The organism is Massilia sp. KIM (genome assembly GCF_002007115.1).
In the GTDB taxonomy this organism is placed as follows: Bacteria; Pseudomonadota; Gammaproteobacteria; order Burkholderiales; family Burkholderiaceae_D; genus Telluria.
In genome coordinates this window covers 73,583-98,967 of sequence record NZ_MVAD01000002.1, presented here as the reverse complement: position 1 = coordinate 98,967, position 25,385 = coordinate 73,583, and the positions used below count along the sequence as shown (strand labels likewise).

Sequence of the window (25,385 nt, the reverse complement as noted above, 5' to 3'; positions counted from 1 at the left end):
CGCCTTCAATACTCCCACACCGCCTTCACGCCGATCCGGCGTTCGATCTCGGTCCGGTAAGCCACCGGACCGTATTCCGCATGGCTGCCGGTGAGGTTCTCGCCGAACACCGACAGCGTCATTCCCGGGCGCAGGCGCCAGCCGAAGCGCGCATCCAGCGCCGTGTACGACTCCACCCCGAAGGTCGCACCCACCCGGCGCAGCATCAGGTCGAGCTCGCGGCTGTCGTCGATGGCATGGCTCGAGCGCAGCTGCCAGGTATGGCGCGGATCGCGCTCGGCCATGCGCGGGCCGTTGATGTCGTTGCTGCCCGGCTTGAGGCGCAGGCTCTGGTGCATGGCGGTGAAGCCGGCCGACAGGCGCCAGTTGCGCGCCGCCTGCCATCCGCCCCAGGCCTCGACGCCGGTCGAGCGGCCTTCCATCAGGCTGGCGAAGGTGATGAAGGTGCCGCTGGGGTCGATCTCCTGGGTGCGCAGGTCGTCGTAGTCGTGGTGGAACAGGGTCAGCGACCAGGACAGCTCCGGCAGCGGCTGGCCGCGGTAGCCCAGTTCGAACACCTTGGCCACTTCGCCGCGCACCTGGGGGCCGCCGCGCAGCAGGTAGGGCGGACGCGCCGGGATGAAGGTGTCGACGTCCAGGCGCGAGGGCGCGCGCACGGTGCGCGAGGCGGCGCTCCAGAAGGCGTGGTGGGGCGACAGGCGCCACGAGAGGCGCAGGCTGGGCAGCCATTCGGCGCCCGTGTATTCGTTGTACTCGACCCGGTTGCCCAGGGTCAGGCGCCAGTCCTCGCGCAGCGCGATCTCGTCCTGCACGAACAGGCTGGCCCAGCGCTGGCTGCTGCGCGCCGGCAGGAAGGCCACGATCTCGCCGTTGTCGATGCGGTCGCGGCTGTGGCGGACGTTGGCGCCCCACACCACGCTATGCGCGCCCCAGGGCGCCAGGGTGTGCTGGAACTGCAGGTCGGCCGTGGTGCGGCGCTCCGAGAACAGCGGCGGCACCTTGCGCGAGGTGTGGTCGACATAGGCCTGCACGCTCAGGCCGGCGCCGCCGTCGAGGCTGCGGTCCCAGCGCGCAGTCAGGTTGGCGCCGTCGGATTCGATGCGGTCGAGCTGGGGATCGAAGCCGGTGACCGTCAGCGCGCCCGGCTCCGGCTGCTCGAGCCGGCCGCGGATCAGGTTGGCGTTCACGGTTACCCGGTCGCGCCCGCGCGCCCAGTCGGCGCGCATGCCGGCCAGCCAGCGCCGGTAGCTGTCGTTGACCGGCGCGCCGCTGGCCAGTTCGGTGTTGTCGTGCTTGCTCACCTGGGCGAAGGCGCGCCAGGCCAGTTCACCCTCGGCGCGGCCGTGGCGAACCACCGCGCTGCCGCCATCGGTATCGACCCGGGCGGCGGCCAGGGTGCTGGCGGTATCGCGCGCCGAGCGGGTGCTGATGTTGATCACCGCATTGACCGCGTTCAGGCCCCACAGCACCCCGCCCGGCCCGCTCACCACTTCGATGCGCTCGATGTCCTCCAGCACCAGGTCCTGGGCGTCCCAGAACACGCCGGCGAACAGCGGCGTATACACGCTGCGGCCGTCGACCAGCACCAGCAGCTTGTTCGAGACCGAATTGCCGCTGGTGTTCATGCCGCGCGCGCTGATCGAATAGCCGTGGCTGCTGGAGCGCGCCACATAGAGGTTGGGCGCCAGGCGCAGCACCTCGGGCAGGGTGGCGGCGCCGGAGCGGCGGATGTCGTCGTTGGTGATCACGAACACCGAGGCGGCAGCATCCTGCAGGCGCTCGGGGCGCTTGGACACCGAGGTCACCTGGATGTTGGCCAGTTCCTCGATCGAGAGGTCGGCCAGGTCGTCGGCCTGCACCTCACCCCGCTCCGCCAGCGCCGGCAGCGCCAGCGTCAGTCCGAGGCAGGACGCCAGCAGGCGGGAAAGGGTGGTGACTCGCAGAGGCTTTCTCATGGTTTAGTTGCGCCCGGTAATTTGTAATTCTTCGCGTTGTAGCCGATTTTACATTCTGAGTGGCCGAATCGTGCACACTGTGCAATACCGTGCTAGTGTGTTTCAGCAAAAAAATGGGCTCGTCAGCACGTCAAGACGTTTTTTGCTATAGTTGGTTCTAACACGAACGAATTTCCTGTAAGAAACATCATGCCTCGTTACACCAACACCGCCATCGCCCTGCACTGGCTGATCGCCATCCTGATCATCGGCGCCTTCACGCTCGGCCTGGTCATGACCGAGATCCCCGGCCTGACGCCGACCAAGCTGAAGTACTATTCCTGGCACAAATGGGCCGGCGTGACCGTGCTGGCCCTGGCCGCCCTGCGCCTGCTGTGGCGCCTGTTCAAGCACCCGCCCGAATACGCCGACGAGATGCCGGCCTGGCAGCGCGGCGCCGCCCACGGCCTGCACTGGCTGCTCTACATCCTGATGTTCGCCGTGCCGCTGTCGGGCTATTTCTACAGCCTCGCCGCCAACGTGCCGGTGGTCTATTTCGGGATGATCCCCCTGCCCGTGCTGATCGATCCCGATCCCGCCCTCAAGGACCTCCTGAAGGGCGTCCACTACTGGCTCAACATGCTGCTCGCCGGCTTGGTCGGCGTGCACGTGGCGGCCGCCTTCAAGCACCTGCTGGTCGACCGCGACGGCGTGATGGCGCGCATGCTTCCCTTTTCCTCTTCCACTCAGGAGAAACGATGAAACCCATGAAGGCCCTGTTGCTGGGCACCCTCTTGGCCAGCGCCCTCGCCGGCGCCGCCCCGCTCAAGACCGATCCCGCCAGGAGCAGCGTGTCGGCCGTGTTCAAGCAGATGAACGTGCCGGTCGAAGCGAAGTTCAAGAACTTCAGCGCCCAGATCGACTATGACGCCGCCAAGCCGGCCGCGTCCAAGGCCAGCGTCGAGATCCAGACCGCCAGCCTGGACCTGGGCGACGCGGACATGAACAAGGAAGTCGCCAAGAAGGAGTGGTTCAATTCGGCCCAGTTCCCGAAAGCGAGCTTCGTGTCGACCTCGATCACCCCGGCCGGCGCCGGCAAGCTCACGGTCGCAGGCACCCTCACCATCAAGGGCAAGGCCGCCAACGTGAGCTTCCCGCTCAGCACCAAGACCGAAGGCGGCAAGCAAGTGTTTGAGGGCCAGTTGCCAATCCGGCGCCTGGCCTTCAATATTGGCGAAGGCGAGTGGAAGGACACCAGCATGGTCGCCGATGAAGTCGTCATCAAATTCCGCGTCAGCGCGGCTCCGTAATCACCTCAACAAGGGATTTTGCAGATGAAAATCAAGCACATCGTCGCAGCACTGGCTGCACTTGCCGCCACCACCGCATTCGCGGCCGATACCTACAAGATCGAAAAGAACCACACGTATCCGAGCTTCGAAGCCGATCACATGGGCATCTCGGTATGGCGCGGCAAGTTCAACAGCAGCGACGGCACGATCGTCCTGGACCGCGCCAAGAAGACCGGCTCGCTCGACATCACGGTCGACATCAACAGCATCGATTTCGGTCACGACAAGATGAACGAGCACGCCAAGGCGGATGACATCTTCGACGCGGCCAAGTTCCCGACCGCGACCTTCAAGTCGAAGTCGATCAAGTTCAACGGCGATGTGCCGGCCTCGGTCGATGGCGAATTCACCCTCAAGGGCGTGACCAAGCCGCTGACCCTGACCATCAACAAGTTCAAGTGCATCCAGCACCCGATGCTCAAGCGCGAAGTCTGCGGCGCCGACGTGACCGGCCAGTTCAACCGCGCCGACTTCGGCATCACCAAGGGCCTGCCGATGTTCTCGCCGGAAGTGAAGCTGGCGATCCAGGTGGAAGCGATCAAGCAGTAAGCTTCCGCTCCAAGGAAAAAGCCCCACGGCTTGCGCCGTGGGGCTTTTGTTTTTTTGAAGGCGCCGCGGGCGCCCTCTTCCACTCTCGCGATCAGCGGCCGTCGCCGTCGGCGTCGCCCGGAATGGCGCGCTCGACCTTGTGCCAGGCGGCGCGGGTGGCCTGCTTGGCCTGCTCCCAGCTCAGGCGCGAATTGCCCTTAACGCGGTCCCATTCGCCCGACAGGTGGCTTTCGTTGGCGTCGTAGTTGCCCGGGTACTTGCCATAGCTGTTGTAGCCCAGCGCATAGGCCGGCGCATAGTCGTCATAGGTGTAGCCCGGGGTGTAGTACGGCTGGGTCTGGTACGAGTTGCGCCAGTGGACGTCCTCGTCGTGCGGGTTGACCATGTGGCCCACGCCCTTGCCCAAGGCGCCGCCCACGGCCGCGCCGATGCCGGCCCCGGCCACCATGCCCACCGGGCCGCCGACCGCCGCGCCGATGGTCGCGCCGCCGGCCACTGCGCCGCCCGCCGCGCCCACGCCCTTGGCCAGGTTATGGTCGTGCAGCTCGTCGCCCGACTTCGGGTTGGCCACTTCGCCCACGCCCTTGCCGGCAGCGCCACCGGCCAGGCCGCCGATCACGGCGCCGGCCGCCGCGCCCACCGGGCCGGCCACCGAACCCGCTGCCGCGCCGGCTGCCGCGCCGCCGCCCGCGCCCACGCCCTGGGCCAGGTTATGGTCGCGCAGTTCGTCGTCGGACTTCGGGTTCACCACTTCGCCCGCGCCGCGGCCGGCAGCGCCGCCCGCCAGGCCACCCACCACGGCGCCCGCCGCCATGCCGATCGGACCGGCCGCGGTGCCGGCCGCCGCGCCAAGGGCGGCGCCGGTGCCGGCGCCCACGCCCTTGGCCAGGTGGTGCTCGGCCAGGTCGTCGCCCGACTTCGGATTCACGACTTCGGCCGCGCCCTTGCCGGCGATGCCGCCGGCGATGCCGCCGATCGCGGCGCCGGCCGCCATGCCGACCGGACCGGCAGCCGCGCCGATGCCGGCGCCCAGCACCGCGCCGCCGGCGGCGCCCAGGCCGGTACCGATCACGTGCGAGCCGCCGTGTTCCTTGAAGGAGCGCTCGAAGTGGGCGGCGTCCTCGTCCGAACGGGCGCGCACGCCCATCAGGATGCCGCCCTGCTTGATGCCTTCCTCGTAATGGGCGGCGCGGTCTTCCGGGATGCCGGCGCCGATCAGCGCGCCGATCAGGCCACCGGTGATGCCGCCCGCGCCGGCGCCCGCCAGTGCGGCCGCCAGGGGACCTGCGACCACGATGCCCAGGCCCGGCAGGACCAGGGTGGTGCCGACTGCGGCGATGCCGGCCAGCACCGCGCCGATGGTGCCGCCGATGCCGGCGCCGATGCCCGCGCCTTCGGCGGCCTTGCTGCCCAGTTCGGTGTCGGTGTCGCCGAAGTGGGTCTTGCGGGTGCTGTCCGTCATCATCAGGTTGACGTCGTCGCGGCCGTAGCCGCGGTCGGCGACCGAGCCATAGGCGCGCTCGGCGCTGGCGCGGTCAGGGAACAGGCCGGTGACCATGCGCGAATTCTTGTCCTGGTTGTTATCGTAGCTGCTCATGATGAATCCTTTCTCAGTCTGGAATCGGAAGCCGAAGCCTTGCTCAAAGATGGTCTTGCTGAACGGTGTTGCAAGTAGTGGAACCTTATGCCGCGCACCCCTATGCTTCTGTTCGCTGACGCACCCTGCCGCAGGCTTTTTGAGCAGGGCCGAACAGCCTTGCGAAAACGCCATCTAACGTTCGTTGCCGCACCGACCCGACGGGCTCGGATCATTAGACTTTTTCCCATGGCCACGGCAATCAATTGGCCTGGGGTATGTTTTTCCACTAAGAGGAGGAATCACCATGTTATTCATCATCTGGATCGTCGTCGGTGGTATCTTGGGCTGGCTTGCCAGCATGGTCATGAAGACCGACGCAGAGCAGGGCATCATTCTCAACGTGGTCGTTGGTATCGTTGGCGCCTTCCTGGGTGGCTGGCTGCTCTCGCCGCTGTTTGGCTCGGGCACCATCAACTCGGATGACTTCAGCGTGTCGTCGCTCCTGGTTTCGTTCCTGGGCGCCGTCATCCTGCTGGCCATCGTGAACCTGCTGCGCCGCGGCCGTGTACGCTAATAAGACTAGTGAGTAGCCCCTTATAAAACCAACGCCGTGCGCGTTGGTTTTTTTGTCCCTGAGCACTGACTGATGAGTTCGAAAATGTTCTGGACGGCTTTGATCACCTGCGTCGTGACGCTGATCGTCGGCTTCCTCGCATTGAATTTCATGCCGAGCGAAAAGCAGATCGAACGCCAGCTCACGCGCCAATACGATACCCACGACCCGCAGTTCCGCCGCTCGCTCGGCGTCCTGCTCGGGCCCCCTATCCTCGAAGGCAACAAGGTCGAGGTCCTGGTCAATGGCGACCAGATCTTCCCCGCCATGCTGGAGGCGATCCGCGCGGCCCGCGAGACGATCACCTTCGAAACCTATATCTACTGGTCCGAATCGATCGGCAAGGAATTCTCCAAGGCCTTGTCGGAACGCGCCCGTGCCGGAGTGAAGGTCCACCTGATGCTCGACTTCATGGGCAGCATCAAGATGGACAACGAATTGCTGCAGGAAATGAAGGACGCCGGCGTGCAGGTGCAGCGCTACCACAAGCCGGTGTGGTGGAAGCTGGCGCGCCTGAACAACCGCACCCACCGCAAGCTGCTCGTGATCGACGGCAAGATCGGCTTCACGGGCGGGGTCGGCATCGCCGACCAGTGGCGCGGCAACGCCCAGGACGAGGAGCACTGGCGCGACAACCACTATCGCGTCGAGGGCCCGGTGGTGGGCCAGATCCAGGCCGTGTTCATCGACAACTGGACCAAGGCCACCGGCATGGTGCTCGACGGTCCCGAATACTTCCCGGCCCTCGCGCCAGCAGGCGACAAGCCCGCCCAGATGTTCTCCAGCTCGCCGACCGGCGGCAGCGAATCGATGCACCTGATGTACCTGATGGCGATCACGGCGGCGCGCAAGACCATCGACCTCTCGGCCTCCTACTTCGTGCCGGACGACCTCACCATCAAGACCCTGATCGCGGCCGCCAAGCGCGGCGTGCGCGTGCGCCTCATTACGCCGGGCAAGATCATCGACTCCGACCTGGTCAAGGCCGCTTCGCGCGAGCGCTGGCCGGAACTGCTGGCGGCCGGGGTCCAGATCTCGGAATACGATCCGACCATGTACCACGTTAAATGCCTGGTCGTCGATTCGCTGCTGGTCTCGGTGGGCTCGACCAATTTCGACAACCGCTCCTTCAGCATCAACGACGAGGCCAACCTCAACGTGATGGACGAGGAGTTCGCGCGCCGCCACGTCGAACTGTTCGAGGCCGACTGGGTGCGCGCCACCCCGGTGACGCCACAGAAGTTCGCCAAGCGGCCCTGGTGGCAGCGCCTCAGCACCTGGCTGGTGTCCCTGGTCGGCAAGCAGCTGTAAAGACGTGTTTCCACAGGAAAAGCCCGGCGTGCGCAGCAGAAATATCGGTTGACGACGCGTCCTTGGATTACGGATACTCTCGGATGCTCGAGCCCGAGTGTTCCCTTCCACCCAAGACAGACGCGCATGAAAAAGACCCTTCTCTCGCTCGCCATCCTGACCAGCTTCGCCGCACAAGCGGACGAAGGCATGTGGATGCCGCAGCAGCTGCCACAAGTAGCCAAGCAACTCAAGGCCGCCGGCCTGAAGCTCGACCCGAACACCCTGACCAAGCTGACTGAGTTCCCGATGGGCGCGGTCGTCAGCCTGGGCGGCTGCTCGGCGTCCTTCGTGTCGCCGCAAGGCCTGGTGGTCACCAACCACCACTGCGTGTACAACAGCATCGCCGTCAACTCGACGCCGGAACGCGACCTGCTGGCCAACGGCTTCCTGGCCAAGAGCCTGGACGAGGAACTGCCGGCCGCCCCGGGCAGCCGCATCTACGTGACCGAGGAAGTGGCGAACGTCAGCAACCAGGTCATCACCCCCGAAGTCGCCAAGCTGAGCGGCAAGGCGCGCATCGACGCCATCGAGCGCAACCAGAAGCAGCTGACCGCCGAGTGCGAGAAGGACGCCGGTTACCGCTGCACCGTGGCCAGCTACTACGGCGGCCTGGAGTTCTACCGCCTGAAGCAGCTCGAGATCCGCGACGTGCGCCTGGTGCACGCGCCGCCTTCGGGCGTGGGCAAGTTCGGCGGCGACACCGACAACTGGATGTGGCCGCGCCACACCGGCGACTACGGTTTCTACCGCGGCTACGTGAGCAAGGACGGCAAGTCGGCCGAGTTCTCCAAGGACAACGTGCCCTACCGCCCCAAGCACCACCTGAAGATCGCCAAGGAAGGCTCGAAGGAAGGCGATTTCATCATGGTCATGGGCTATCCGGGCCGCACCAACCGCCACCGCCTGCCCTCGGAAGTGGCCTTCACCTTCGACTGGAACTACCCGGCCTTCGTGCAGGCCTCGGGCGAAGTGCTGGCGATCATCGAGCGCGAGACCAAGAACGATCCGGCCGCCAAGCTCAAGTACGCCGGCCAGGTCGCGGGCGTGAACAACTACTACAAGAACCGCAAGGGCATGCTGACCTCCTACGCGAACAGCGACTTCCTGCAGCGTAAGACCGCCGAGCACAATGCGCTCAAGACCTGGGTCAACGCCAATGCCCAGCGCAAGGCACAGTACGCCGCCGACATCGAAGCGGCCGAGAAGCTGATCGCCGAGCGCGACGCCGGCGTCAAGAAGAGCTTCTTCCTGAGCTATGCCCAGCCGCGCTTCCTGACTTCGGCGCGCACCCTGTACCGCCTGGCCAACGAGCGCGCCAAGCCGGACGCCGAGCGCAAGACCGGCTACCAGGAACGCGACCTGCCGCGCCTGACCTCGGTCATCACCGGCCAGGACCGCACCTACGACGAGAAGGTCGACAAGGCGCTGGTGCTGAACTTCCTGAGCAAGTACCTGGCCCAGCCGGCGAACGAGCATGACGCCGCCTTCAACGCCGCCCTGGGCATCCGCGCAGGCATGAGCGAAGCCGAGCTGAAGGCCGCGCTGGACCGCATCTACGCCGGTTCCAAGCTGGCCAACAAGGACGAGCGCCTGGCCTGGATGAAGAAGTCGCCGCAGGAATTCCAGGCCTCGAACGACAGCTTCATCAAGGCGGCGGTCGCGATGTACGACGCCAGCATGAAGGAAGAAGCACAGGAAGAAGAACTGGCCGGCAAGATCCAGCAAGCCTACGGCAACTACATGAAGGCCAAGATCGCCTACATGAACAGCCGCGGCCAGGCGGTCTACCCGGACGCCAACGGCACCCTTCGCGTCACCTTCGGCAAGATCGCCGGCCGTCCGGTGGGCGCCGACGGCACCACCGGCTGGACCGCCTTCACCACCGTGAACGGCATCGTGGCCAAGCACACCGGCGAGGGCGAGTTCAATGCCCCGGCGGCCCAGCTGGCGGCGATCCGCAACAAGGACTTCGGCAAGTACGTCGATCCGAAGCTGAAGACGGTGCCGGTCAACTACCTGGCGACCCTCGACATCACCGGCGGCAACTCGGGTTCGGCCGCGCTCAACGCCAAGGGCGAGCTGATCGGCCTGGCCTTCGACGGCACCCTGGACTCGATCATTTCGGACTGGGACTTCAACGCCGCGATGACCCGCGACATCCAGGTCGACGTGCGCTACATGCTGTGGAACATGCAGCACGTGGACAAGGCCGACGCGCTGCTGAAGGAAATGAACGCGCTCTAAGCGCGCCCCGGGGCGCCCACGGCGCCCGCCATCCCGAGCCACGCCGTCCTCCCGGACCGCGTGGCTTTCTTACTTCTCCACACCAGCACCTGCGCCCCCACAAAATAGGGTCGGAGTCGAATTCTTTGACAACTTTGAGGAATTGCCCAAAAAGTCGACTCCGACCCTATTTATTTTTGGCCCCTCGAGCTCGCCAATGCACAACGGGCCGTCAGTGCAAGTAAACCCAGGTTGAGGGAGCTCACATCCAAGCGCTGCCAATTTTTCTGTAAAGAAGAAAAAAACTAGGGTCGGAGTCGACTTTTTGGGCAATTCCTCAAAGTTGTCAAAGAATTCGACTCCGACCCTGGTTTTACGTCCGTCCCTTGCCGGCCCGGCGGTGCGCCGGCGGCATCGGCCTCAGCGCGCCTCCAGCTTGAGCAGCGCGTCGGCCGCCGCGCCCGAGCTGGGCGCGAGCCGCAAGGCGCGCCGGTAGGCGGCAATGGCGCGCTCGCGCTCACCGATGGCCAGCCAGGCCGCGCCCTGCCCTTCGTAGCCCCAGCCCACCTCGGGATGCGCTTGCGTCCACAGCTCGAATACCGCCAGCGCCGCCTCCGCACGGCCCTGCCCGAGCAGGCGGTGGCCGGCCTGGTGGAAGGCGTCCTGGGCGTCGGCGTAGCGGTTGAGCGCCTGACCGCGCCAGCCTGCATAGGCCGCGCGCACCGCGGCCGGCGTGTCCGCCTGCGCCAGCAGCTCGGCCAGCGGCGGCGCCGGACGGTAGGCGGCGATCGCCGCCAGCGCCGGGTCGATTCCGCGCCGGTAATCGTCGAAGCGGTAGGCGACCGAGACGGCGGGCGCCGACCACTCGCGCCGGTCGCGCTCGTCCACCTGCCACCACACGGTGGAGACCCTCACCGTGATGCCGCTGTGGGGCAGCATGATCTTGCGCGAATCGCTGTACGAATTGGCCTTGCCGCCGGTCGGCTCGCCCACCAGCACCGCACCGGTATAGCGTTCCAGGTCGTTGACCACGAATTGCGCGGCCGAAAAGGTGGCGCGGCCGGTGATGGCGAACAGGGCCGGTCCGCCGGGCGGGGTGGCGCGCACCAGGCTCGCGATCAGCGGCGGCACCAGGGCGCCGTTGCCGCCGCGGTCGAGGCGCAGGTCGAGCACCAGCTTGTCCGGCTTGCGCGCCTCCACCGCGGCTTCGATGCGGCGCGCGAACCCGGCCAGGGTCTCGTCCTTCTCGTCGCCCACCTGGTTGAGCTGGACGTACAAGGTCTTGCCGCCCTCCAGGTGCTCCAGGCGGAACTTGCTGTGGGCGTCACGCAGCCACAGGGGCGTGGCCGCGCGCGCGTCGACCCAGCCGGGACGCGGCATGAAACTCAGGTCGGTATCGGGCGGCATCATCGGGGCCGGCAGCGCCTGGTCGAGTTCGACCGTGCGGCGCCGGCCATCCTGTTCGAACACGAAGCGCGCCTTGCCCGGCCCCGCGCCCATGCCGAGGGCGTCCAGCACCTCGGGCATCACCAGCAGGTGAGGCGCGAAGAACAGCGCGTTCTGTTCGTTGTCGCGGCCGACGATCTCGCGCACCGCCGCGTAGGCCTGGGCGGTCGACAGCGGACCGATGCCGACCACCTTGGCCCCCACCAGCGCGCGGTGGCGCTCGGCCGCCGCGCGCACGTACAAGCCGTCCTCGAAGAAGTAGAGCGCCAGCGGAAAGGCGTGAAAGCCGATGCGCGGGTCGCGCGTCGGCGCGATGTTGGTATGGCCGTCGCCGACCATGGCGGCGATGCGCGCCATCTCGACGATGACATGGTGGCGCGGCAGCGTGCCGATGCGGGCGTCGAGCCGCGCCACCGCGTCGGCGAACTGTTCGCGCGTGATCGTGTGATACAGGTTGCGATGGCGCGCCGGCATCTGCTCGGCCAGCACCCGCAAGTCCTCGCGCCACTGCTGCGCGCTGGGCTCGACCGGCTGCGCCGCCGCCGCGGTCGCGGCGGCCAGCAGGGCCGCCGCCAGGATCCGTTTCCACATGGCTTCCCCTCCCTTTTCTGATGTAAAGGGATGCTAGCCCGGCGGGCGCGCCTTGCCGCGTGCCGGGCGACAGACTGCAGGAAAGGGGGGACGAGCGGTGGCTCAGCCCAGCGCGTGCGCGAGGTGGTACAAGCCGAAGAGGCCAAACACCGCGACGCTGGACGCCGCCAGGCGCAGGAAGAAGGCGCGCGAATACAGTGTCTCCGGCTCACCCCCGCGGCCGGGAACCAGGTGGTTGCACACCGTGGAGACGGCGGCGGCGCCGAACAGCAGCATGGGCGAGACGCTCAGGCGTTCGCCCAGCACGCCGGGCAGCAGGACGAGCGCGATGCCGAGGATGGCCGCGAACAGGATGGCGCCGCCCGCGCGGCCGGTGGAAGCAGAAGCAGTCATGGTGAACCCGTGCATGTCGATGACAGGAGTGTAGCCCGGCGCCGCGCGTCCGGGTATGCCGCCGGCATCGAATGCGCCGTCAGCGCATGAAACCTGCGATCTCGGTCTCGATGGCCTGGGCCAGCTGGTGGATGTGGAAGCCGTCCACGAAGCCGTGGTGGGCCTGGACCGCGAAGGGCAGCTGCAGGCGGCCGGGGCCCGCATCGCGGAAGCGCCCCCAGGCCAGCGAGGGAATGTCGGGTTCGGCCAGCTTCGCGATCGGGTGCTGGATGGCGGTGAAGTCCAGCCAGGGGATGCAGGTCACGAACACCTGCTCCTTGGCCGCGCGCGGCGCCATGCCGCGATATTTTTCGTGCAAGGCCGTCATGCTGCTGGCCTCCTCGCGCGCCGCCACCCCGCGCGCCACGAATTCGCGCAGGTCGTCGCTCCAGTCGAACTGGGCGAAGTTCAGGTCATTGTGCTGGTTGATCGCCGTGAAGGAGGGCCTCAGCCGGTCGATGCGGATCACCTCGCCGTCCAGGATCCGGTAGCGGAAGTTCTCCACCGCCAGGATCGAACGCAGCACGGCGCACAGCAGCACGTGGAAGGGCGCCAGGCCCTGCTCCCTGCACCAGGGCCGGAAGTCCGGCAGCTCGAGCGTGAAGCAGATGTTCACCGCCGGGCTGTCCATGGCGTCGAAGAGCGCGAAGCGGTCGCGCCTCAGCGCGAACTTGTCCATCCCGGCCGCTCCCGCATCAAGCCTTGTTCAGGCGGCTGTGGCGCACGCTGTACAGGAAGTAGGTGGCCACCGCCACCGCCATCCAGATCGCGAACACGCGGAAGGTGGTGCCCGACAAGTCCTTCATGATGTACAGGCAGGCGAAGATCGACAGGCCGGGGATCAGGTAGGGGCCGAAGGGCACGCGAAAGCCGCGCCGCGAACCGTCCTCCGGCGGGGCGTCGCCCTGCTTGGCGCGGATCACCGGCACCGCCACCGAGACCACGATGAAGGCGGTCAGGGTGCCCATGCTCACCATGTCCCACAGGAAGGTGGCGTCCACCAGGCCCGCCACCAGGCCCACCGCGATCGAGACGATCACGGTATTGCTGACCGGCGCCTGGGTGCGCGCGCTCACCTTCTGGAAGGTCTTGGGGATCAGGCCGTCGCGGCTGATGGCGTACAGGATGCGGGTCTGGCCATAGATGGTCACCAGGGTCACCGAGAACACCGAGACCACGGCGCCGGCCGACAGCACCAGCGCCGGCCAGGCCTGCCCGGTCACGTTCTGCAGGATCACCGACAGGCCGGCGTGCTGGCCCTCGAACAGGTGGGCCGGCTGGGCGCCCATGGCGGCGAAAGCCACCATCAGGTAGAAGGCGGTGACGATCAGGAGCGCGGCCAGGATGCCGATCGGGACGTTGCGGCGCGGGTCGCGCACTTCCTCGCCGGCGGTGGCGATGGTGTCCAGGCCGATGAAGGAGAAGAACACGGTGCCGGCGGCGGCGGTCACGCCGGCCATGCCGGCGAAGCCCTTGCTGTTGTCCTCGTTGAAGAAGGGCTGGAAGTTGGCGGCGTCGAAGCCGCTGAAGGCGATCACCGCAAAGAACACCAGGATCGCCAGCTTCACCAGCACCATGATGGCGTTGGTGGTGGCCGATTCCTTGGTGCCGCGCACCAGCAGGATGCAGCACATGATCACCAGGAGCACCGGCGGCAGGTTGAAGTTGCCTGGGTTGATCGAGATGGTGTTGTGGTCCGAGACGAACATCGGCGACCGCAGGTGGGCCGGGATCTCCCAGCCGAAGGCATTCTGCAGGAAGTTGTTCAGGTAGTCGGACCAGCCGATCGCCGTGGCGCTGGCCGCCAGGCCGTATTCGAGCAGCAGGCAGGCCGCCACCACGAAGGCGGCGAACTCGCCCACGGTGGCGTAGGCGAAGGAATAGGAGGAGCCGGCGGCCGGCACCCGCCCCGCCAGCTCGGCGTAGCACAGCGCGGTCAGGCCGGCGGTGACCGCCGCGATCAGGAAGGACAGCACCACGGCCGGTCCGGCCTTGGGCACCGCCTCGACCATGGTGAAGAAGATGCCGGTGCCGATGGTGGCGCCGACGCCGATCATGGTCAGCGAAAACAGACCCAGCGAACGCTGCAGGCCGACTTCCGTGCTGCTGTGGCTTTCTTGATGGCGCTCGGCCGGTTTGGTACGGAACAGCTTTTGGCCCAGGGTCAGATTCACGGCAAGTCCTTCGGTGCGCGGTTGATTGGCTGTGCGGCGGCTCGGCAGCCGCGGGCGTAAAAGCTGCGATTATAGGGGCAAAGCCTTCGTGCTAAAAAAATAGTTTTCTACAATCATGCAAACAATCTGCATCTTTGCTAGAATTGTCTCGTCCGCTTGGCCCAGCCTGTCCCCCAGGCGTTTTTTTTGAACTTAAACATGCATAATTTATGCATCAATTGAGGAAATCATGATCTCTGCCGCTTCCCGCCCCTACATCGACGCCTCGGTCCCCGTCCTGCGCGAGCATGGCGTCACCATCACCAAGACCTTCTATCGCAACATGTTCGACGCCCATCCGGAGCTGACCAACCTGTTCAACATGGGTAACCAGGCCAACGGGGTGCAGCAGCAGTCGCTGGCGTCGGCGGTGTTCGCCTATGCCGCGAACATCGGCAACGCCGACGCGCTCGGCCCGGTCGTGAGCCGTATCGTGCACAAGCACGCTTCGGTCGGCCTGCGCGCCGACCACTACCCGATCGTCGGCTTCCACCTGCTGGGCGCGATCAAGTCGACCCTGGGCGAGGCCGCGACCGAGCCCCTGATGGCGGCCTGGGAAGAGGCTTACGGTTCGCTGGCGCGCCTGCTGATGGACGCGGAAGCCAGGATGTATGCGGAGGCCGGCATCCAGCCGGGCGAACTGCGCCCGATGCGCGTGACCGAGGTGAAGCGCGAAAGCGACAACGTGCTGGCGATCCGCCTCGAACCCCAGGACGGCGGCGCGCCGCCCGCCTTCAAGGCCGGCCAGTACGTGAGCGTGGAAGTGACTTTCGACGATGGGCACCGCCAGCTGCGCCAGTACAGCCTGTCGGACGCCCCGGACGGCCGCAGCCTGCGCATCTCGGTCAAGCGCGAGGACGGCAATGCCAAGCTCCCGGCCGGCGCGGTGTCGAGCTGGCTGCACGAGAACGTGAAGCCGGGCGAGGTGCTGAACGTGGGCCATCCCTTCGGCGACTTCCTGCCCGACACGGAGTCCGACGAGCCGGTGGTGCTGCTCTCGGCCGGCGTGGGCATCACCCCGATGATCGGCGCCTTGAACCGCATCGCCCAGGTCAACCCGAACCGCCGCGTGATCTTTGCGCACGCCGCGCGCAATGCCGCCCACCATGCGCACCGGGACGACATCGCCGCCGCCAAGGCGCGCATGCCGCATCTGCACGTGGTCACCTTCTACGAGGACGGCGCCGCCGACGGCGCGCTGGCGGGCCAGATGGAGGTCGCGCGCCTGCCGCACTGGCCGCTGGGCGAGACCAATGTCTACATGTGCGGCCCGCTGCCCTTCATGCAGGCGCAATGGAACGCGCTCAAGGACAAGGGCGCCCCGCTGGCGCGCCTGCACCGCGAGGTGTTCGGTCCCGACCTGCTGGACCACCTGCTGTAATCACACACGCCGGGTAGCGGGCGATGTAGGGCTCCATCGAGCGGTCCGCGTTGCGCCCCGCCCTGGCGCCGCCTCAGTCGAGCAGGTGCACGCGCTCGCCGCTGATGTTGCGCTGGGCCGGCTGTCCGTACACGCGGATGCCGCCCGAACCGCTGGTGCGGGCGATCAGCGACTGCTTGACGGTGGCGCGGATGCCGCCCGAGCCGCTGGTGCCGAGGTCGGCGTCCTGGGTGCTCAGGCCGCCCAGGTCCACGCTGCCCGAGCCGCTCACGCGCGCATTCAGCGAGCGCACCACGCCGCTCGCTTCCAGCCTGCCGGAACCGCTCACGTGCACGCGCGCATAGTCGCCGCGCACGTCGCCCACGGTCATGCGGCCCGAGCCCGCCAGTTCCAGGTCGGCGCTCGCGCTGTGCAGCTGGGCGGCGTCGATCACGCCCGATCCGCTGGCGCGGGCGTTCAGGCTTTCCACCCTGCCCGCCAGGCGCACCTCGCCCGAACCGCTCTTGCGCACGTCGAGCGGCGCGCCATTCAGTTCGCTCACCTCGACGCGGCTGGAGCCGGAGGCGCGCACCTCGCTCAGGCGCGGGGTGGTGTAGACGATGCGGATCGGGGTGCGGCTGCTCAGTTCCTGCTCGCTCCATACGCGCAGGGCATTGCCGCTGGCCTCGGTGCGGATGTAGGGCAGCAGGTTGCCGTCCGCTTCCACCACCAGCGAAGGCGCCGGGCCGACGCGCACCTCGACCGGCAGCGCGCCGCTGACGTCCAGGCCCGGAAGGGCCGGCACGTTGCGCTGGTCGCGCGCCGCCACGCCATTGCCCTGTTCGACGCTCTTGCTCCACATGGTCTGGACGTGGGCGCCTTCGTTCGGGTTCACGATGATGGCGCAGCCGCCGAGTGCAGCGAGGCTGGCGAGGGCGGCGAGGGCAGTAAGCGTACGCATGGCTATCCTTTATGGGTATGGTGGTCGTTCGTCGGCGCGCAAGGCGCCAATGTTGCCACTCTACCCATCCCTCCCCTGCCCGGCAGCCGCCATGCGACAGGCTGCAGGATTCGCGTCCTGAGCTGCGGATCGGCGCCGCGCTAGCGCTGGCCCAGGTGGGTCTCGCCGAACAGGTGCTTGTGCTCGCGCGGCTGCGAGCGCCAGTACTGGGGCGGCGCGAACACCTGCTCGCCCAGCTCGGCCGCCGCATGCCAGGGCCAGCGCGGGTCGTACAGCATGGCGCGCGCCAGGGCGATCACGTCGGCCTGGCCCTGCTGGAGGATGTTCTCGGCTTGGGTAGCCTCGGTGATCAGGCCCACGCCGATGGTCGGCAGGCCCGTCTCGTGCCGGATGCGTTCGGCGAACTCGATCTGGTAGCCCGGGCCCAGCGGGATCTGCTGGCTCGGGTGCAGGCCGCCGGTGGAGACGTGGATGAAGTCGCAGCCGCGCTTCTTGAGCGCCTGGGCCAGGACCGCGCTCTGCTCCAGGTCCCAGCCGCCCTCGACCCAGTCGGTGGCCGAGATGCGCATGCCGACCGCCATGCCGGGCGGCACCGCGGCGCGCACGGCGTCGTAGATCTCGAGCGGAAACCGCATGCGGTTCTCGAGCGAGCCGCCATAGGCGTCCTCGCGCCGGTTCGACAGCGGCGACAGGAACTCGTGCAGCAGGTAGCCGTGGGCGGCGTGCAGCTCGATGCCGTCCAGGCCGAGGGCATGGGCGCGCCGGGCGGCGCTCACGAAGCCCTCGCGCACCCTTTCGAGGCCAGCTTCGTCGAGCGCCAGCGGCACGGTTTCGCCTTCGGCGTGGGGGATGGGAGACGGCGCCACGGTCTGCCAGCCGCGCTCTTCGGTTGGCGGGATGTTGGCGCCGCCCAGCCAGGGCACTTCGCTCGAGGCCTTGCGGCCGGCGTGGGCGAGCTGGATCGCGATCTTGATCGGGGAGTAGCGGCGGATCGCGGCGACGATGGGTTCCAGGGCTTGCGCATGGGCGTCGGACCACAGGCCGAGGTCGGCGGGCGAGATGCGGCCTTCGGGGACCACGGCGGTGGCTTCGATGATCAGGAGGGCCGCGCCGGACAGGGCCAGGTTGCCGAGGTGGATCATGTGCCAGTCGGTGGCGATGCCTTCGATGGCCGAGTACTGGCACATCGGTGCGATGGCGATGCGGTTGGACAGCTGCATCGGACCCAGCGCAAAGGGGGAAAAGAGCATGCTCATGGTGCCTCCGGAGAGCAAAGACACCAGTCTAGCAGCATACAAACATCGTCCGCGCGGCCCACAAGATCATTCTTGCGGCTCAAACCGTCATCCGCGCTGCCCAAACCGCCATGCCCACGCCCCAAAAAACGTCATCCCCGCGCAGGCGGGGATCCAAGTTTGCATGCCCACCCGCTACGTTTGAGGTTTACGGGACGCATCGAACTTAGATCCCCGCCTGCGCGGGGATGACGTTGCTTAAGGTGCGTGGTTTTGGGGGACGCTGCTTCGCTGTGCGCGCCGGTCAATCCACCTGGACGACCATCAGGCCCGCACGCAAGCCAACCCGGACGTCGGGATTGGGAAACACCACCAGCTCTTCCTCGTGCTGGACGGTGTAAACCGTTGCGCCGTCCTGGGCGATCAGCTCGCCCTTCTTGAGCGGCGTGAAGTTCCAGGTTTCGCGCCCGACGTGCATGCGGAAGTCCTCGGACAGCTTGAGCACTTCCTGCACCTGCCTGAACACCAGCGGCCGCGGCTGCTGCGCGGGGTCGGGCTCGCCGCGCAGCAGGCGCGTCAGCGCCCGGGATGCGGCGGCGAACTGCGACAGGTCGTTCTGCCCCAGCGTCCCCACCCTCCCCAGCTCGACCGTGCTGCCGGCCGCGCCATGGTGCTCGCAACTGTAGTAGCTGTAGGTGCCGGCCGACTTCGGGTTCATGATCACGGCCTGGATGCCCGCCTCCCCCAGCCAGCCAATCAGCCGCTCGCGCGGCTGCTGCGCGATCAGCTCAGGCACGATCGCGAACATCGGATAGTGCGAGGGCCTGATCGCCGTGTGCAGGTCCAGGTGCCAGCGCTGCGGACCCGCGCCCTCGAAGAAGGCGCGGGTGGCCGCGATGATCACGTCGGCACGGCCGGCCTCGAAGCTGGCGGCCAGCGCGCCGCGCTCGGCGCGGAACATGCGGTTCAGGTCGGCGTCGATGAAACGCTTGCCGGCCGCGATCGCATCGATGTTCCCGACGCACAGCATCAGGTCCACCGCCAGCGCTTGCGGCTCGCGCGACAAGGCCTCGACCACGTGGGCCGTCATTTCGATCGGCCCGGTCTCGTCGCCGTGCACGCCGACCGACACCAGCACGCTCGGGCGCGCCGCATCGCGTGCGGCGCTCCTCACCGTGAAGATGCCGGGCGCCGGCAGGGCGACCTCGAATCCCGCCTGCGCGAAGCGCTGCGCGACCGTGCCGAAGTCGCCTTCGGCCAGGGCGCGCACCGCCTCGGGCAGGGGCGCAGCGGGAGCGGCGCTCATCGCCTTACGCCGCCAGGCGCTCGGGGCTGGCGCCTTCCGACAGCGACCAGACGTCCAGCATGGCCTGCTCGAGGTCGACCGGCTGCTCGAAGCCGCTCAGGCCGCGCGCACGCACCACTTCGTCCACGGCCGCCAGCGGATCGCCTGCCTGGGCCGAGCGCTCGATCACCTGCATCAGGAGGCGCTGCTGGGCGCGGCGCAGCGACTGCATCGCGTAGTTGCGCAGCTGTTCCTGCGACTTGCCCTGGGCCGGCAGCTTCAGGCCGCGCTCGAGCGTATCGATGCCGGCGCGCTGGCGCAGGGTCATGCCGACCTGCAGGAACTGGGCCAGGGTCATGCCGCTCGGACGCTGGACCGACACCGCCGCGAACAGGAAGGTGGCCAGCGACTCGATGGTCTCGACCGCCTTCCAGGCGCCGGTGAAGGAAGCCGGCAGGCCGGTGTGGCCATCGGCTTCGGAACGGGCCGGGGTCAGGCTGCGCAGCTGGTCGGCCTGGCCGAACAGGGTCGACAGCTCGGCCATGCCGTCCGCGCCTTGCGGCAGCGAGAGCACGCCTTCGATCACCGCGCGCAGCAGGCCGCGGGTGCGGCTGTCGACCGCCATCGAGACCTCGCGCGGCACCTTCAGGGCGTCGGCGTCGAGGGCGTCGAAGACCGGCGCCAGGTGCAGCGCCGACCAGGCGCGGGCCCAGGCCTTGACCACTTCGGTCTCGTCCACGCGGTGCTCGGCCGCCAGGTCGCGCAGCATCAGCGGACCGCAGCGGTTGACCGCCTCATTGGCCAGCACGGTGGCCAGGATGGCGTTGGCCAGCGGGTGGTCGAGCGGGTCGCGGGTGGCGACCAGCTGCGCCGGGAAGTAAGGACGCAGCAGCGACTGGGCCCAGGATTCCGAGGTCAGGTCGAGCGCCGACAGGGTGCGCTTGAAGCGGTTCTTGACGTTGGCGATCACTACCGCCAGTTCCGGAGCGGTCAGGCCCAGGCCCAGCGACTTGCGGCGCGCCAGCTCGGCGTCGCTCGGCAGCTGTTCCAGCTCGCGCGAGACCGCGCCTTCCGATTCCAGGTTGGCGATCAGGGCGGTGTAGCCGTCGACCACCGAGGCGTTGGCCTGGGCCTGGGCCTCGCGGGTCAGCAGGTGGGTCTGCAGGGTGTTGTCGCGCAGGACCAGGTCTTCCACCGCGCCGGTCATCTCGTTCAGGATGCGGTTACGGTCGGCTTCGCCCAGCTTGCCCATGTTGACTTCGGTGTCCAGCCAGATCTTGATGTTGACCTCGTGGTCCGAGCAGTCCACGCCGGCCGAGTTGTCGATCGCATCGGTGAAGATGCGGCCGCCCGCCAGCGCGAACTCGATGCGGCCGGCCTGGGTCGCGCCCAGGTTGCCGCCTTCGGCCACCACCTTGCAGCGCAGTTCGTTGCCGTTGACGCGGATGCGGTCGTTGGCGCGGTCCTTCACCTGGGCGTGGGTCTCGTTCGAGGACTTGATGTAGGTGCCGATGCCGCCGTTGTAGAACAGGTCGACCGGCGCCTTCAGGATGCGGTGCATCAGCTCTTCCGGCGCGAGCACGGTTTCTTCGATGTCGAGGGCGGCGCGCACCTGCGGGCTCAGCTCGATCGAGCGGGCGGAACGCGGGAACACGCCGCCGCCCTGCGAGATCAGGCTCTTGTCGTAGTCTTCCCAGGACGAACGCGGCAGGGCGAACATGCGCTGGCGCTCCTTGAACGAGACTTCGACGTCCGGGGTCGGGTCGAGGAAGATGTGGCGGTGGTCGAAGGCCGCCACCAGCTTGAGCTGGCGCGACAGCAGCACGCCGTTGCCGAACACGTCGCCCGACATGTCGCCCACGCCGACCACGGTGATCGGGGTGGTGTTCAGGTCGTGGCCCAGTTCGTAGAAGTGGCGCTTGACCGCCTCGAAGGCGCCCTTGGCGGTGATGCCCATCTTCTTGTGGTCGTAGCCGTTCGAGCCGCCCGAGGCGAAGGCGTCGCCCAGCCAGAAGCCGCGCTTGACGGCGATGCTGTTGGCGATGTCGGAGAAGGTCGCGGTGCCCTTGTCGGCCGCCACCACCAGGTAGGGGTCGTCCTGGTCGTAGCGCACGGTCGCTTCCGGCGGCACGACGGCGCCGCGCACGCGGTTGTCGGTCACTTCCAGCAGGCTGGCGATGAACAGGCGGTAGACTGCTTCGCCCTCGGCCGCCACCACTTCACGCGCGGCGTCCTTCGGCATCTGCTTGCACACGAAGCCGCCCTTGGAGCCGGCCGGCACGATGACCGCATTCTTGACCATCTGCGCCTTCACCAGGCCCAGCACCTCGGTGCGGTAGTCTTCCATGCGGTCCGACCAGCGCAGGCCGCCGCGCGCCACCGGGCCGCCGCGCAGGTGCACGCCCTCGAAGCGGCGCGAGAACACGTAGATCTCGCGGTAGGGACGCGGTTCCGGAGCCAGCGCCAGGTTGCTGGTGTCGACCTTGAAAATCATCTTTTCGCCGTCGTTCTGGAAGTAGTTGGTGCGCACGGTGGCCAGGGCCAGGTCGACCAGGGCCGCCATGATTTCCTCGGTGTCGGCGTGGTTCACGCTCGACAGGCCGGCCTTCAGGGAGGCCAGCTTGGCGGTGCCGGCGGCGCGCTCGGATTCGCCCAGGCTCGGGTCGAAGCGCAGCAGGAAGCCGGTCACGAAATCCTTCACCAGGGCCGGCTGGGTGCGCAGGGTCTCGGCCATGTAGCGCACCGAGAACTTCGAGCCCAGCTGGCGCCAGTAGCTGATGTAGGCGCGCACCAGCTGCACCTCACGCAGCGACAGGCCGCCTTCGATGGTCAGGCCGTTCATGCGGCCGTCTTCGGCTTCGTTGTTGAACAGCGCGGTGAACAGCTCTTCGGCCACGCTCACGATGCCCGGCTTGATCAGCTTGGCGCCGCTCTCGTCGTCCACGGCCAGCGCGGTCACGTTGTGGCGCACGCCGTCGGCGGTCTTGATGGTCCAGGTCTGTTCGCGGTCGACCGCGATGCCGGCGTTCTGCAAGGCCGGCAGGATGCGCGACAGCGAAGGCACGGTCTCGCCCGAATACAGGCGGATCGAGGCGTCCTCGCCGTTGCCGCCGCCGGTCTCGATGCGCACGGTGACGTGGTTCGGCTGGCCGTTCCTGAGCACGGCCTGGAGGTCGCGGAAGGCGGTTTCCGGCGAGGTGGCGGTGACGAAGCTGACCGGCAGGGTCGCGCCCAGCTTGCGCAGGGCGCTGCGCTCGGCGCCGTCCTCGACGCCATTGGTCAGCAGCGAGAAGCGGTCGTGCCAGCCGTCCAGCACCGACAGCAGCGGTTGCTGGATGTCGGTTTCCAGGTCGAGCGGGTAGCGCGCGGCGTGGGCGATCAGGTAGACGCGGGCCAGCGGGCCGTCGGCCACCAGCGGCTGCACGCGCACTTCACGCGCGCCCGAGCTGTCCTGCAGGGCCTGGGCCAGGGCGGAGCCGACCGCGGCGCTGTAGCGCTCGCGCGGCAGGTAGACCAGCACGTTCAGGTGGCGGCGGTAGACGTCGCGGCGCGCGAACACTTTCGGGCGCGGCTGCTTGTACAGCGAGACCACCGCGCTGCACACCTGGGCCAGCCATTCCGGCTCGGCTTCCAGGGCTTCGGTGCGCGGCAGCGATTCGAGGATCTCGACGAACTTCTCGGCGCGGAAGCCTTCCTGGCGCACGCCGGCGATCGACAGCACCTTGGCCACGCGGCCGCGCGCGAAGGGCAGGCGCGCCAGCGGGGTCAGGGTGGCGGCGCGGGTGAACAGGCCGATGAAGCAGTGCTCGCCCAGGATCTTGCCCTGGGCGTCGGTGTCGCGCACGCCGATGAAGTCGAGCGGCTGGTCGCGGTGCAGGGTGCCTTCGACGTCGGCCTTGACGATCGACAGGGTGTCGGCGCGGCGCGACAGGGTCTCGAAGTCGCCCGGGATGTTGGCCAGGCAGGTGCCGTAGACCGGGTGGGTGGTGTCCTTCAGCACGCCGATGCGGCTCGGGATGTCGCGCTCGAGTTCACGCGCGCCCGGCTTGACCACGTAGTAGGCGTAGCCGAAGGGCTCGAAGCCTTCGTTCTTGGCCCATTCGAGGAAGGCGGCCGCTTCCTGGCCTTCCGGGGTGCCGGCGGCGGCGGCGGCCGCGGCCACGGCGGTCATGCGGTCGCCCATGGCGACGGCGTCGCGATGCACGGTGGCGGCGTCGCTGGCGACCATGCGGATGCGCGCGGTCAGGGAGTCGAGTTCGCCGAAATCGAGCTCGTCGCTCATCAGGATCAGCACGATCGATTCCAGCGGCGCGCCGGCTTCGCCGACGGCGGTGACGACGCCGCCGGCGTCGCGGCGCACCGGCACCACGGCGTTCATCACGCCGGCGGCGACCTGGCGCTCCTTGCGCAGGGCGATCACGAAGGAATCGACCAGGTAGGGCATGTCGTCATTCAGGATCAGCAGGGCGGTCGCCATGCAGCCGCGGCCGTCCGAATAGCGCATCTTCGCGATCTGGCAGCCCGGACCCTGGCGCTGGGCCAGTTGCGTGAAGCCTTCCCACAGCACCGGGGCCAGGCTTTCCGGCGCGGTGCCGGCGAGGTCTTCGTCGTCGAGCGATCCGAGCCAGGCGCCGATCAGGGCGCTCACTTGTCCGGAACCGCCGCCGGCGGCGGGGTTTGCGTTGACCAGCGCGAGCGTCTGGTTGCGCAGATCTTGAGGCATGTCTTTCATTTGCTTCTCCAAAGTTTGTATGCGGGGCGCGCTCCGGCTTGTGGCCTGGCGCAGCCCTGCTTTATGGGGACGGGGGTGTCCCGTCCGAATTCCGTGGGCCGGCCTTCAGCGCGGCCCCAATCCGTTATTAGATCACGCCGCGCGGGCCGGGTCATCCCGTCCGCAAGGCGGATCCGTCCTCACGACAGGTCGTACAGGCCGGGCAGCTCGAGGATACGGGTCAGCTCTTCGAGCGCCGCCGCGCATTCGATCGCCAGCTGCGGGTCGGCCAGGTCCTTCGGCTCGATGCGGTCGCGGTAATGCTTCTCGACCCAGGCCACCAGCCGGGCGTACAGGGTCTCGGTCATGATCACGCCGCCGTGCATGGCGGCCGCTTCCTCCTCGGTCAGCACCACGCGCAGGCGCAGGCAGGCCGGGCCGCCGCCATTGCGCATGCTCTGGCGCAGGTCGAACTCGACCAGCTCCTCGATCGGGCCGCCACTGCCGACCATGCCGTTCAGGTAGGACGACACCGCCGCGTTCTCGCGGCACTCGTGCGGCACCACCAGGGCCATGCGGCCGTCGGCGCGGGTCAGGAGCTGGCTGTTGAACAGGTAGCTGGCGACGGCGTCGGCGACCGGCACCTGGCTGCCCGCCACGCGCACCGGGACCAGGTCGGCCTCGACCCCGGCCAGGGCGCGGCGCAGCGCGTCCACGGTGCCGGCTTCATCGGCGAAGGCCTGCTCGTGGTAGAACAGGACGTTGCCGTTGCCGACCGCGATCACGTCGTTGTGGAACACGCCCTGGTCGATCACGTCCGGGTTCTGCGAGGCGAACACGGTGCGCGCCGGGTCCAGGCCGTGCAGGCGCGCGATGGCCTGCGAGGCTTCCAGGGTCTGGCGCGCCGGGTATTTCTTCGGCGCCGGGGCCGACGGGTCGAACTCGACGCGGCCGTAGACGAAGAACTCGACCCCGGCGGCGCCGTGGCCGGCGGCGAAGCGGGTGTGGTTGGCCGCGCCCTCGTCGCCGAAGGCAGGCACCGGCGGCAGCGCGTCGTGCACCACGAAGCGGTCGCCGTTGCCGAAGATGGCGCGCAGGGTGCGCGTCGCCTGCACGTACTCTTCCGAGCGGTGCAGCTTGTTGTTCAGGTTGGCGGCGGTGAAGTGCACGCGGCCGTCCAGGGTGTCGGCCGAGGGGCTGACAGTGGCGGCGTTGGCGGTCCACATCGGCGCGGCCGAGTAGGCGCAGGCCAGGATCACCGGCGCTTCGCGCCAGGCGCGCGCCAGCACGTCGGCGTCGGTGCCCGAGAAGCCCAGGCGGCGCAGCAGGCGGAAGTTGGGCCGGCCCTGGGGCGGCATCACCGCCTGCGCGTAGCCACGCGCGGCCAGTTCGCGCATCTTGGCCAGGCCCTGGAGGGCGGCCTGGCGCGGATTCGAGGCGCTGCGCACATTGTTAAAGGAGGCCACGTTACCGAAGGACAGGCCGGCGTAGTTGTGCGACGGCCCCACCAGGCCGTCGAAGTTGTATTCGCGTGCGTTCAGCATAGGT

At 67.9% G+C, this 25,385-nt stretch carries 18 protein-coding genes; 7 read left to right on the top strand and 11 right to left on the bottom strand.

The window, feature by feature from the left end; all coding sequences use genetic code 11:
* Positions 1-5: 5 nt before the first annotated feature.
* Positions 6-1,955 (bottom strand): TonB-dependent siderophore receptor, encoded by a 1,950-nt coding sequence (locus B0920_RS15190; protein WP_078033507.1) that lies wholly within the window; start codon positions 1,953-1,955, stop codon positions 6-8.
* 189 nt (positions 1,956-2,144) lie between these two features.
* Between B0920_RS15190 and B0920_RS15185 the strand changes: the two genes are divergently transcribed.
* Genes B0920_RS15185 through B0920_RS15175 form a run of 3 tightly spaced genes read left to right on the top strand, consistent with a single transcriptional unit; the run spans position 2,145 to position 3,835 of the window.
* A complete protein-coding gene (locus B0920_RS15185) occupies positions 2,145-2,696 on the top strand; it encodes a cytochrome b (RefSeq protein WP_078033506.1) in 552 nt (183 codons plus the stop codon).
* On the top strand, positions 2,693-3,244 hold the full coding sequence (locus tag B0920_RS15180; RefSeq protein WP_078033505.1) for a YceI family protein: 552 nt from the start codon (positions 2,693-2,695) through the stop codon (positions 3,242-3,244). Before B0920_RS15185 ends, B0920_RS15180 begins: the two co-directional genes overlap by 4 nt.
* A 24-nt stretch (positions 3,245-3,268) precedes the next feature.
* Complete coding sequence (locus tag B0920_RS15175; protein WP_078033504.1) at positions 3,269-3,835, top strand: YceI family protein; 567 nt, start codon at positions 3,269-3,271, stop codon at positions 3,833-3,835.
* Positions 3,836-3,926: 91 nt separating this feature from the next.
* Here the strand turns inward: B0920_RS15175 and B0920_RS26140 are convergent, their stop codons facing one another.
* Positions 3,927-5,432 carry a hypothetical protein gene (locus B0920_RS26140; protein WP_229455640.1) on the bottom strand — a complete coding sequence of 502 codons (1,506 nt, stop codon included), beginning with the start codon at positions 5,430-5,432 and terminating at the stop codon, positions 3,927-3,929.
* 286 nt (positions 5,433-5,718) lie between these two features.
* Between B0920_RS26140 and B0920_RS15165 the strand changes: the two genes are divergently transcribed.
* The 3 genes from B0920_RS15165 (at position 5,719) to B0920_RS15155 (ending at position 9,624) form a co-directional block, all read left to right on the top strand.
* A complete protein-coding gene (locus tag B0920_RS15165) occupies positions 5,719-5,988 on the top strand; it encodes a GlsB/YeaQ/YmgE family stress response membrane protein (RefSeq protein ID WP_078033503.1) in 270 nt (89 codons plus the stop codon).
* Between the two features lie 72 nt (positions 5,989-6,060).
* Positions 6,061-7,338, top strand: coding sequence for a cardiolipin synthase (gene cls / locus B0920_RS15160; RefSeq protein ID WP_078033502.1), 1,278 nt, complete (start codon positions 6,061-6,063; stop codon positions 7,336-7,338).
* Positions 7,339-7,464: 126 nt separating this feature from the next.
* Positions 7,465-9,624 carry a S46 family peptidase gene (locus B0920_RS15155; RefSeq protein ID WP_078033501.1) on the top strand — a complete coding sequence of 720 codons (2,160 nt, stop codon included), beginning with the start codon at positions 7,465-7,467 and terminating at the stop codon, positions 9,622-9,624.
* Between the two features lie 399 nt (positions 9,625-10,023).
* Here B0920_RS15155 and B0920_RS15150 read toward each other — a convergent pair whose 3' ends face one another.
* The 4 genes from B0920_RS15150 to B0920_RS15135 all read right to left on the bottom strand — a co-directional run bounded on the left by B0920_RS15150 (position 10,024) and on the right by B0920_RS15135 (position 14,246).
* Positions 10,024-11,640, bottom strand: a complete 1,617-nt coding sequence (locus B0920_RS15150) for a hypothetical protein (protein WP_078033500.1) — start codon at positions 11,638-11,640, stop codon at positions 10,024-10,026.
* A gap of 102 nt (positions 11,641-11,742) precedes the next feature.
* A complete protein-coding gene (locus B0920_RS15145) occupies positions 11,743-12,033 on the bottom strand; it encodes a hypothetical protein (RefSeq protein ID WP_143745796.1) in 291 nt (96 codons plus the stop codon).
* A gap of 79 nt (positions 12,034-12,112) precedes the next feature.
* Positions 12,113-12,751, bottom strand: coding sequence for a CatA-like O-acetyltransferase (locus B0920_RS15140; RefSeq protein ID WP_078033498.1), 639 nt, complete (start codon positions 12,749-12,751; stop codon positions 12,113-12,115).
* Between the two features lie 16 nt (positions 12,752-12,767).
* Positions 12,768-14,246, bottom strand: coding sequence for an APC family permease (locus B0920_RS15135; RefSeq protein WP_078033497.1), 1,479 nt, complete (start codon positions 14,244-14,246; stop codon positions 12,768-12,770).
* 229 nt (positions 14,247-14,475) lie between these two features.
* Here B0920_RS15135 and B0920_RS15130 point away from each other — a divergent pair, with 229 nt between their 5' ends.
* On the top strand, positions 14,476-15,666 hold the full coding sequence (locus B0920_RS15130) for a globin domain-containing protein (protein ID WP_078033496.1): 1,191 nt from the start codon (positions 14,476-14,478) through the stop codon (positions 15,664-15,666).
* Between the two features lie 73 nt (positions 15,667-15,739).
* On the opposite strand, the gene B0920_RS15125 is transcribed toward B0920_RS15130, so the two are convergent.
* The 5 genes from B0920_RS15125 to astB all read right to left on the bottom strand — a co-directional run bounded on the left by B0920_RS15125 (position 15,740) and on the right by astB (position 25,378).
* Positions 15,740-16,606: a head GIN domain-containing protein gene (locus B0920_RS15125; protein ID WP_078033495.1), complete on the bottom strand. Its 867-nt coding sequence runs from the start codon at positions 16,604-16,606 to the stop codon at positions 15,740-15,742.
* 140 nt (positions 16,607-16,746) lie between these two features.
* Positions 16,747-17,862, bottom strand: coding sequence for an NADH:flavin oxidoreductase/NADH oxidase (locus tag B0920_RS15120; RefSeq protein WP_078033494.1), 1,116 nt, complete (start codon positions 17,860-17,862; stop codon positions 16,747-16,749).
* A 283-nt stretch (positions 17,863-18,145) separates the two neighbouring features.
* On the bottom strand, positions 18,146-19,147 hold the full coding sequence (locus B0920_RS15115; protein ID WP_078033493.1) for a succinylglutamate desuccinylase: 1,002 nt from the start codon (positions 19,145-19,147) through the stop codon (positions 18,146-18,148).
* 4 nt (positions 19,148-19,151) lie between these two features.
* Complete coding sequence (locus B0920_RS15110; RefSeq protein WP_078033492.1) at positions 19,152-23,858, bottom strand: NAD-glutamate dehydrogenase domain-containing protein; 4,707 nt, start codon at positions 23,856-23,858, stop codon at positions 19,152-19,154.
* Positions 23,859-24,037: 179 nt separating this feature from the next.
* Entirely contained in the window at positions 24,038-25,378 is a 1,341-nt protein-coding gene (gene astB, locus B0920_RS15105) for an N-succinylarginine dihydrolase (RefSeq protein WP_218669394.1), read from the bottom strand.
* Positions 25,379-25,385: the final 7 nt, after the last annotated feature.

What these genes read in the sequence shown, in the direction of transcription:
- B0920_RS15185 (WP_078033506.1), top strand. Translation starts at nt 2,145, where the DNA reads ATGCCTCGTTACACCAACACCGCCATCGCCCTGCACTGGCTGATCGCC.
- B0920_RS15155 (WP_078033501.1), top strand. Translation starts at nt 7,465, where the DNA reads ATGAAAAAGACCCTTCTCTCGCTCGCCATCCTGACCAGCTTCGCCGCA.
- B0920_RS26140 (WP_229455640.1), bottom strand. Translation starts at nt 5,432, where the DNA reads ATGAGCAGCTACGATAACAACCAGGACAAGAATTCGCGCATGGTCACC.
- B0920_RS15145 (WP_143745796.1), bottom strand. Translation starts at nt 12,033, where the DNA reads ATGACTGCTTCTGCTTCCACCGGCCGCGCGGGCGGCGCCATCCTGTTC.
- B0920_RS15140 (WP_078033498.1), bottom strand. Translation starts at nt 12,751, where the DNA reads ATGGACAAGTTCGCGCTGAGGCGCGACCGCTTCGCGCTCTTCGACGCC.
- B0920_RS15115 (WP_078033493.1), bottom strand. Translation starts at nt 19,147, where the DNA reads ATGAGCGCCGCTCCCGCTGCGCCCCTGCCCGAGGCGGTGCGCGCCCTG.
- B0920_RS15150 (WP_078033500.1), bottom strand. Translation starts at nt 11,640, where the DNA reads ATGTGGAAACGGATCCTGGCGGCGGCCCTGCTGGCCGCCGCGACCGCG.
- B0920_RS15190 (WP_078033507.1), bottom strand. Translation starts at nt 1,955, where the DNA reads ATGAGAAAGCCTCTGCGAGTCACCACCCTTTCCCGCCTGCTGGCGTCC.
- B0920_RS15110 (WP_078033492.1), bottom strand. Translation starts at nt 23,858, where the DNA reads ATGAAAGACATGCCTCAAGATCTGCGCAACCAGACGCTCGCGCTGGTC.
- B0920_RS15180 (WP_078033505.1), top strand. Translation starts at nt 2,693, where the DNA reads ATGAAACCCATGAAGGCCCTGTTGCTGGGCACCCTCTTGGCCAGCGCC.
- B0920_RS15120 (WP_078033494.1), bottom strand. Translation starts at nt 17,862, where the DNA reads ATGAGCATGCTCTTTTCCCCCTTTGCGCTGGGTCCGATGCAGCTGTCC.
- B0920_RS15165 (WP_078033503.1), top strand. Translation starts at nt 5,719, where the DNA reads ATGTTATTCATCATCTGGATCGTCGTCGGTGGTATCTTGGGCTGGCTT.
- B0920_RS15175 (WP_078033504.1), top strand. Translation starts at nt 3,269, where the DNA reads ATGAAAATCAAGCACATCGTCGCAGCACTGGCTGCACTTGCCGCCACC.
- B0920_RS15125 (WP_078033495.1), bottom strand. Translation starts at nt 16,606, where the DNA reads ATGCGTACGCTTACTGCCCTCGCCGCCCTCGCCAGCCTCGCTGCACTC.
- cls (WP_078033502.1), top strand. Translation starts at nt 6,061, where the DNA reads ATGAGTTCGAAAATGTTCTGGACGGCTTTGATCACCTGCGTCGTGACG.
- B0920_RS15130 (WP_078033496.1), top strand. Translation starts at nt 14,476, where the DNA reads ATGATCTCTGCCGCTTCCCGCCCCTACATCGACGCCTCGGTCCCCGTC.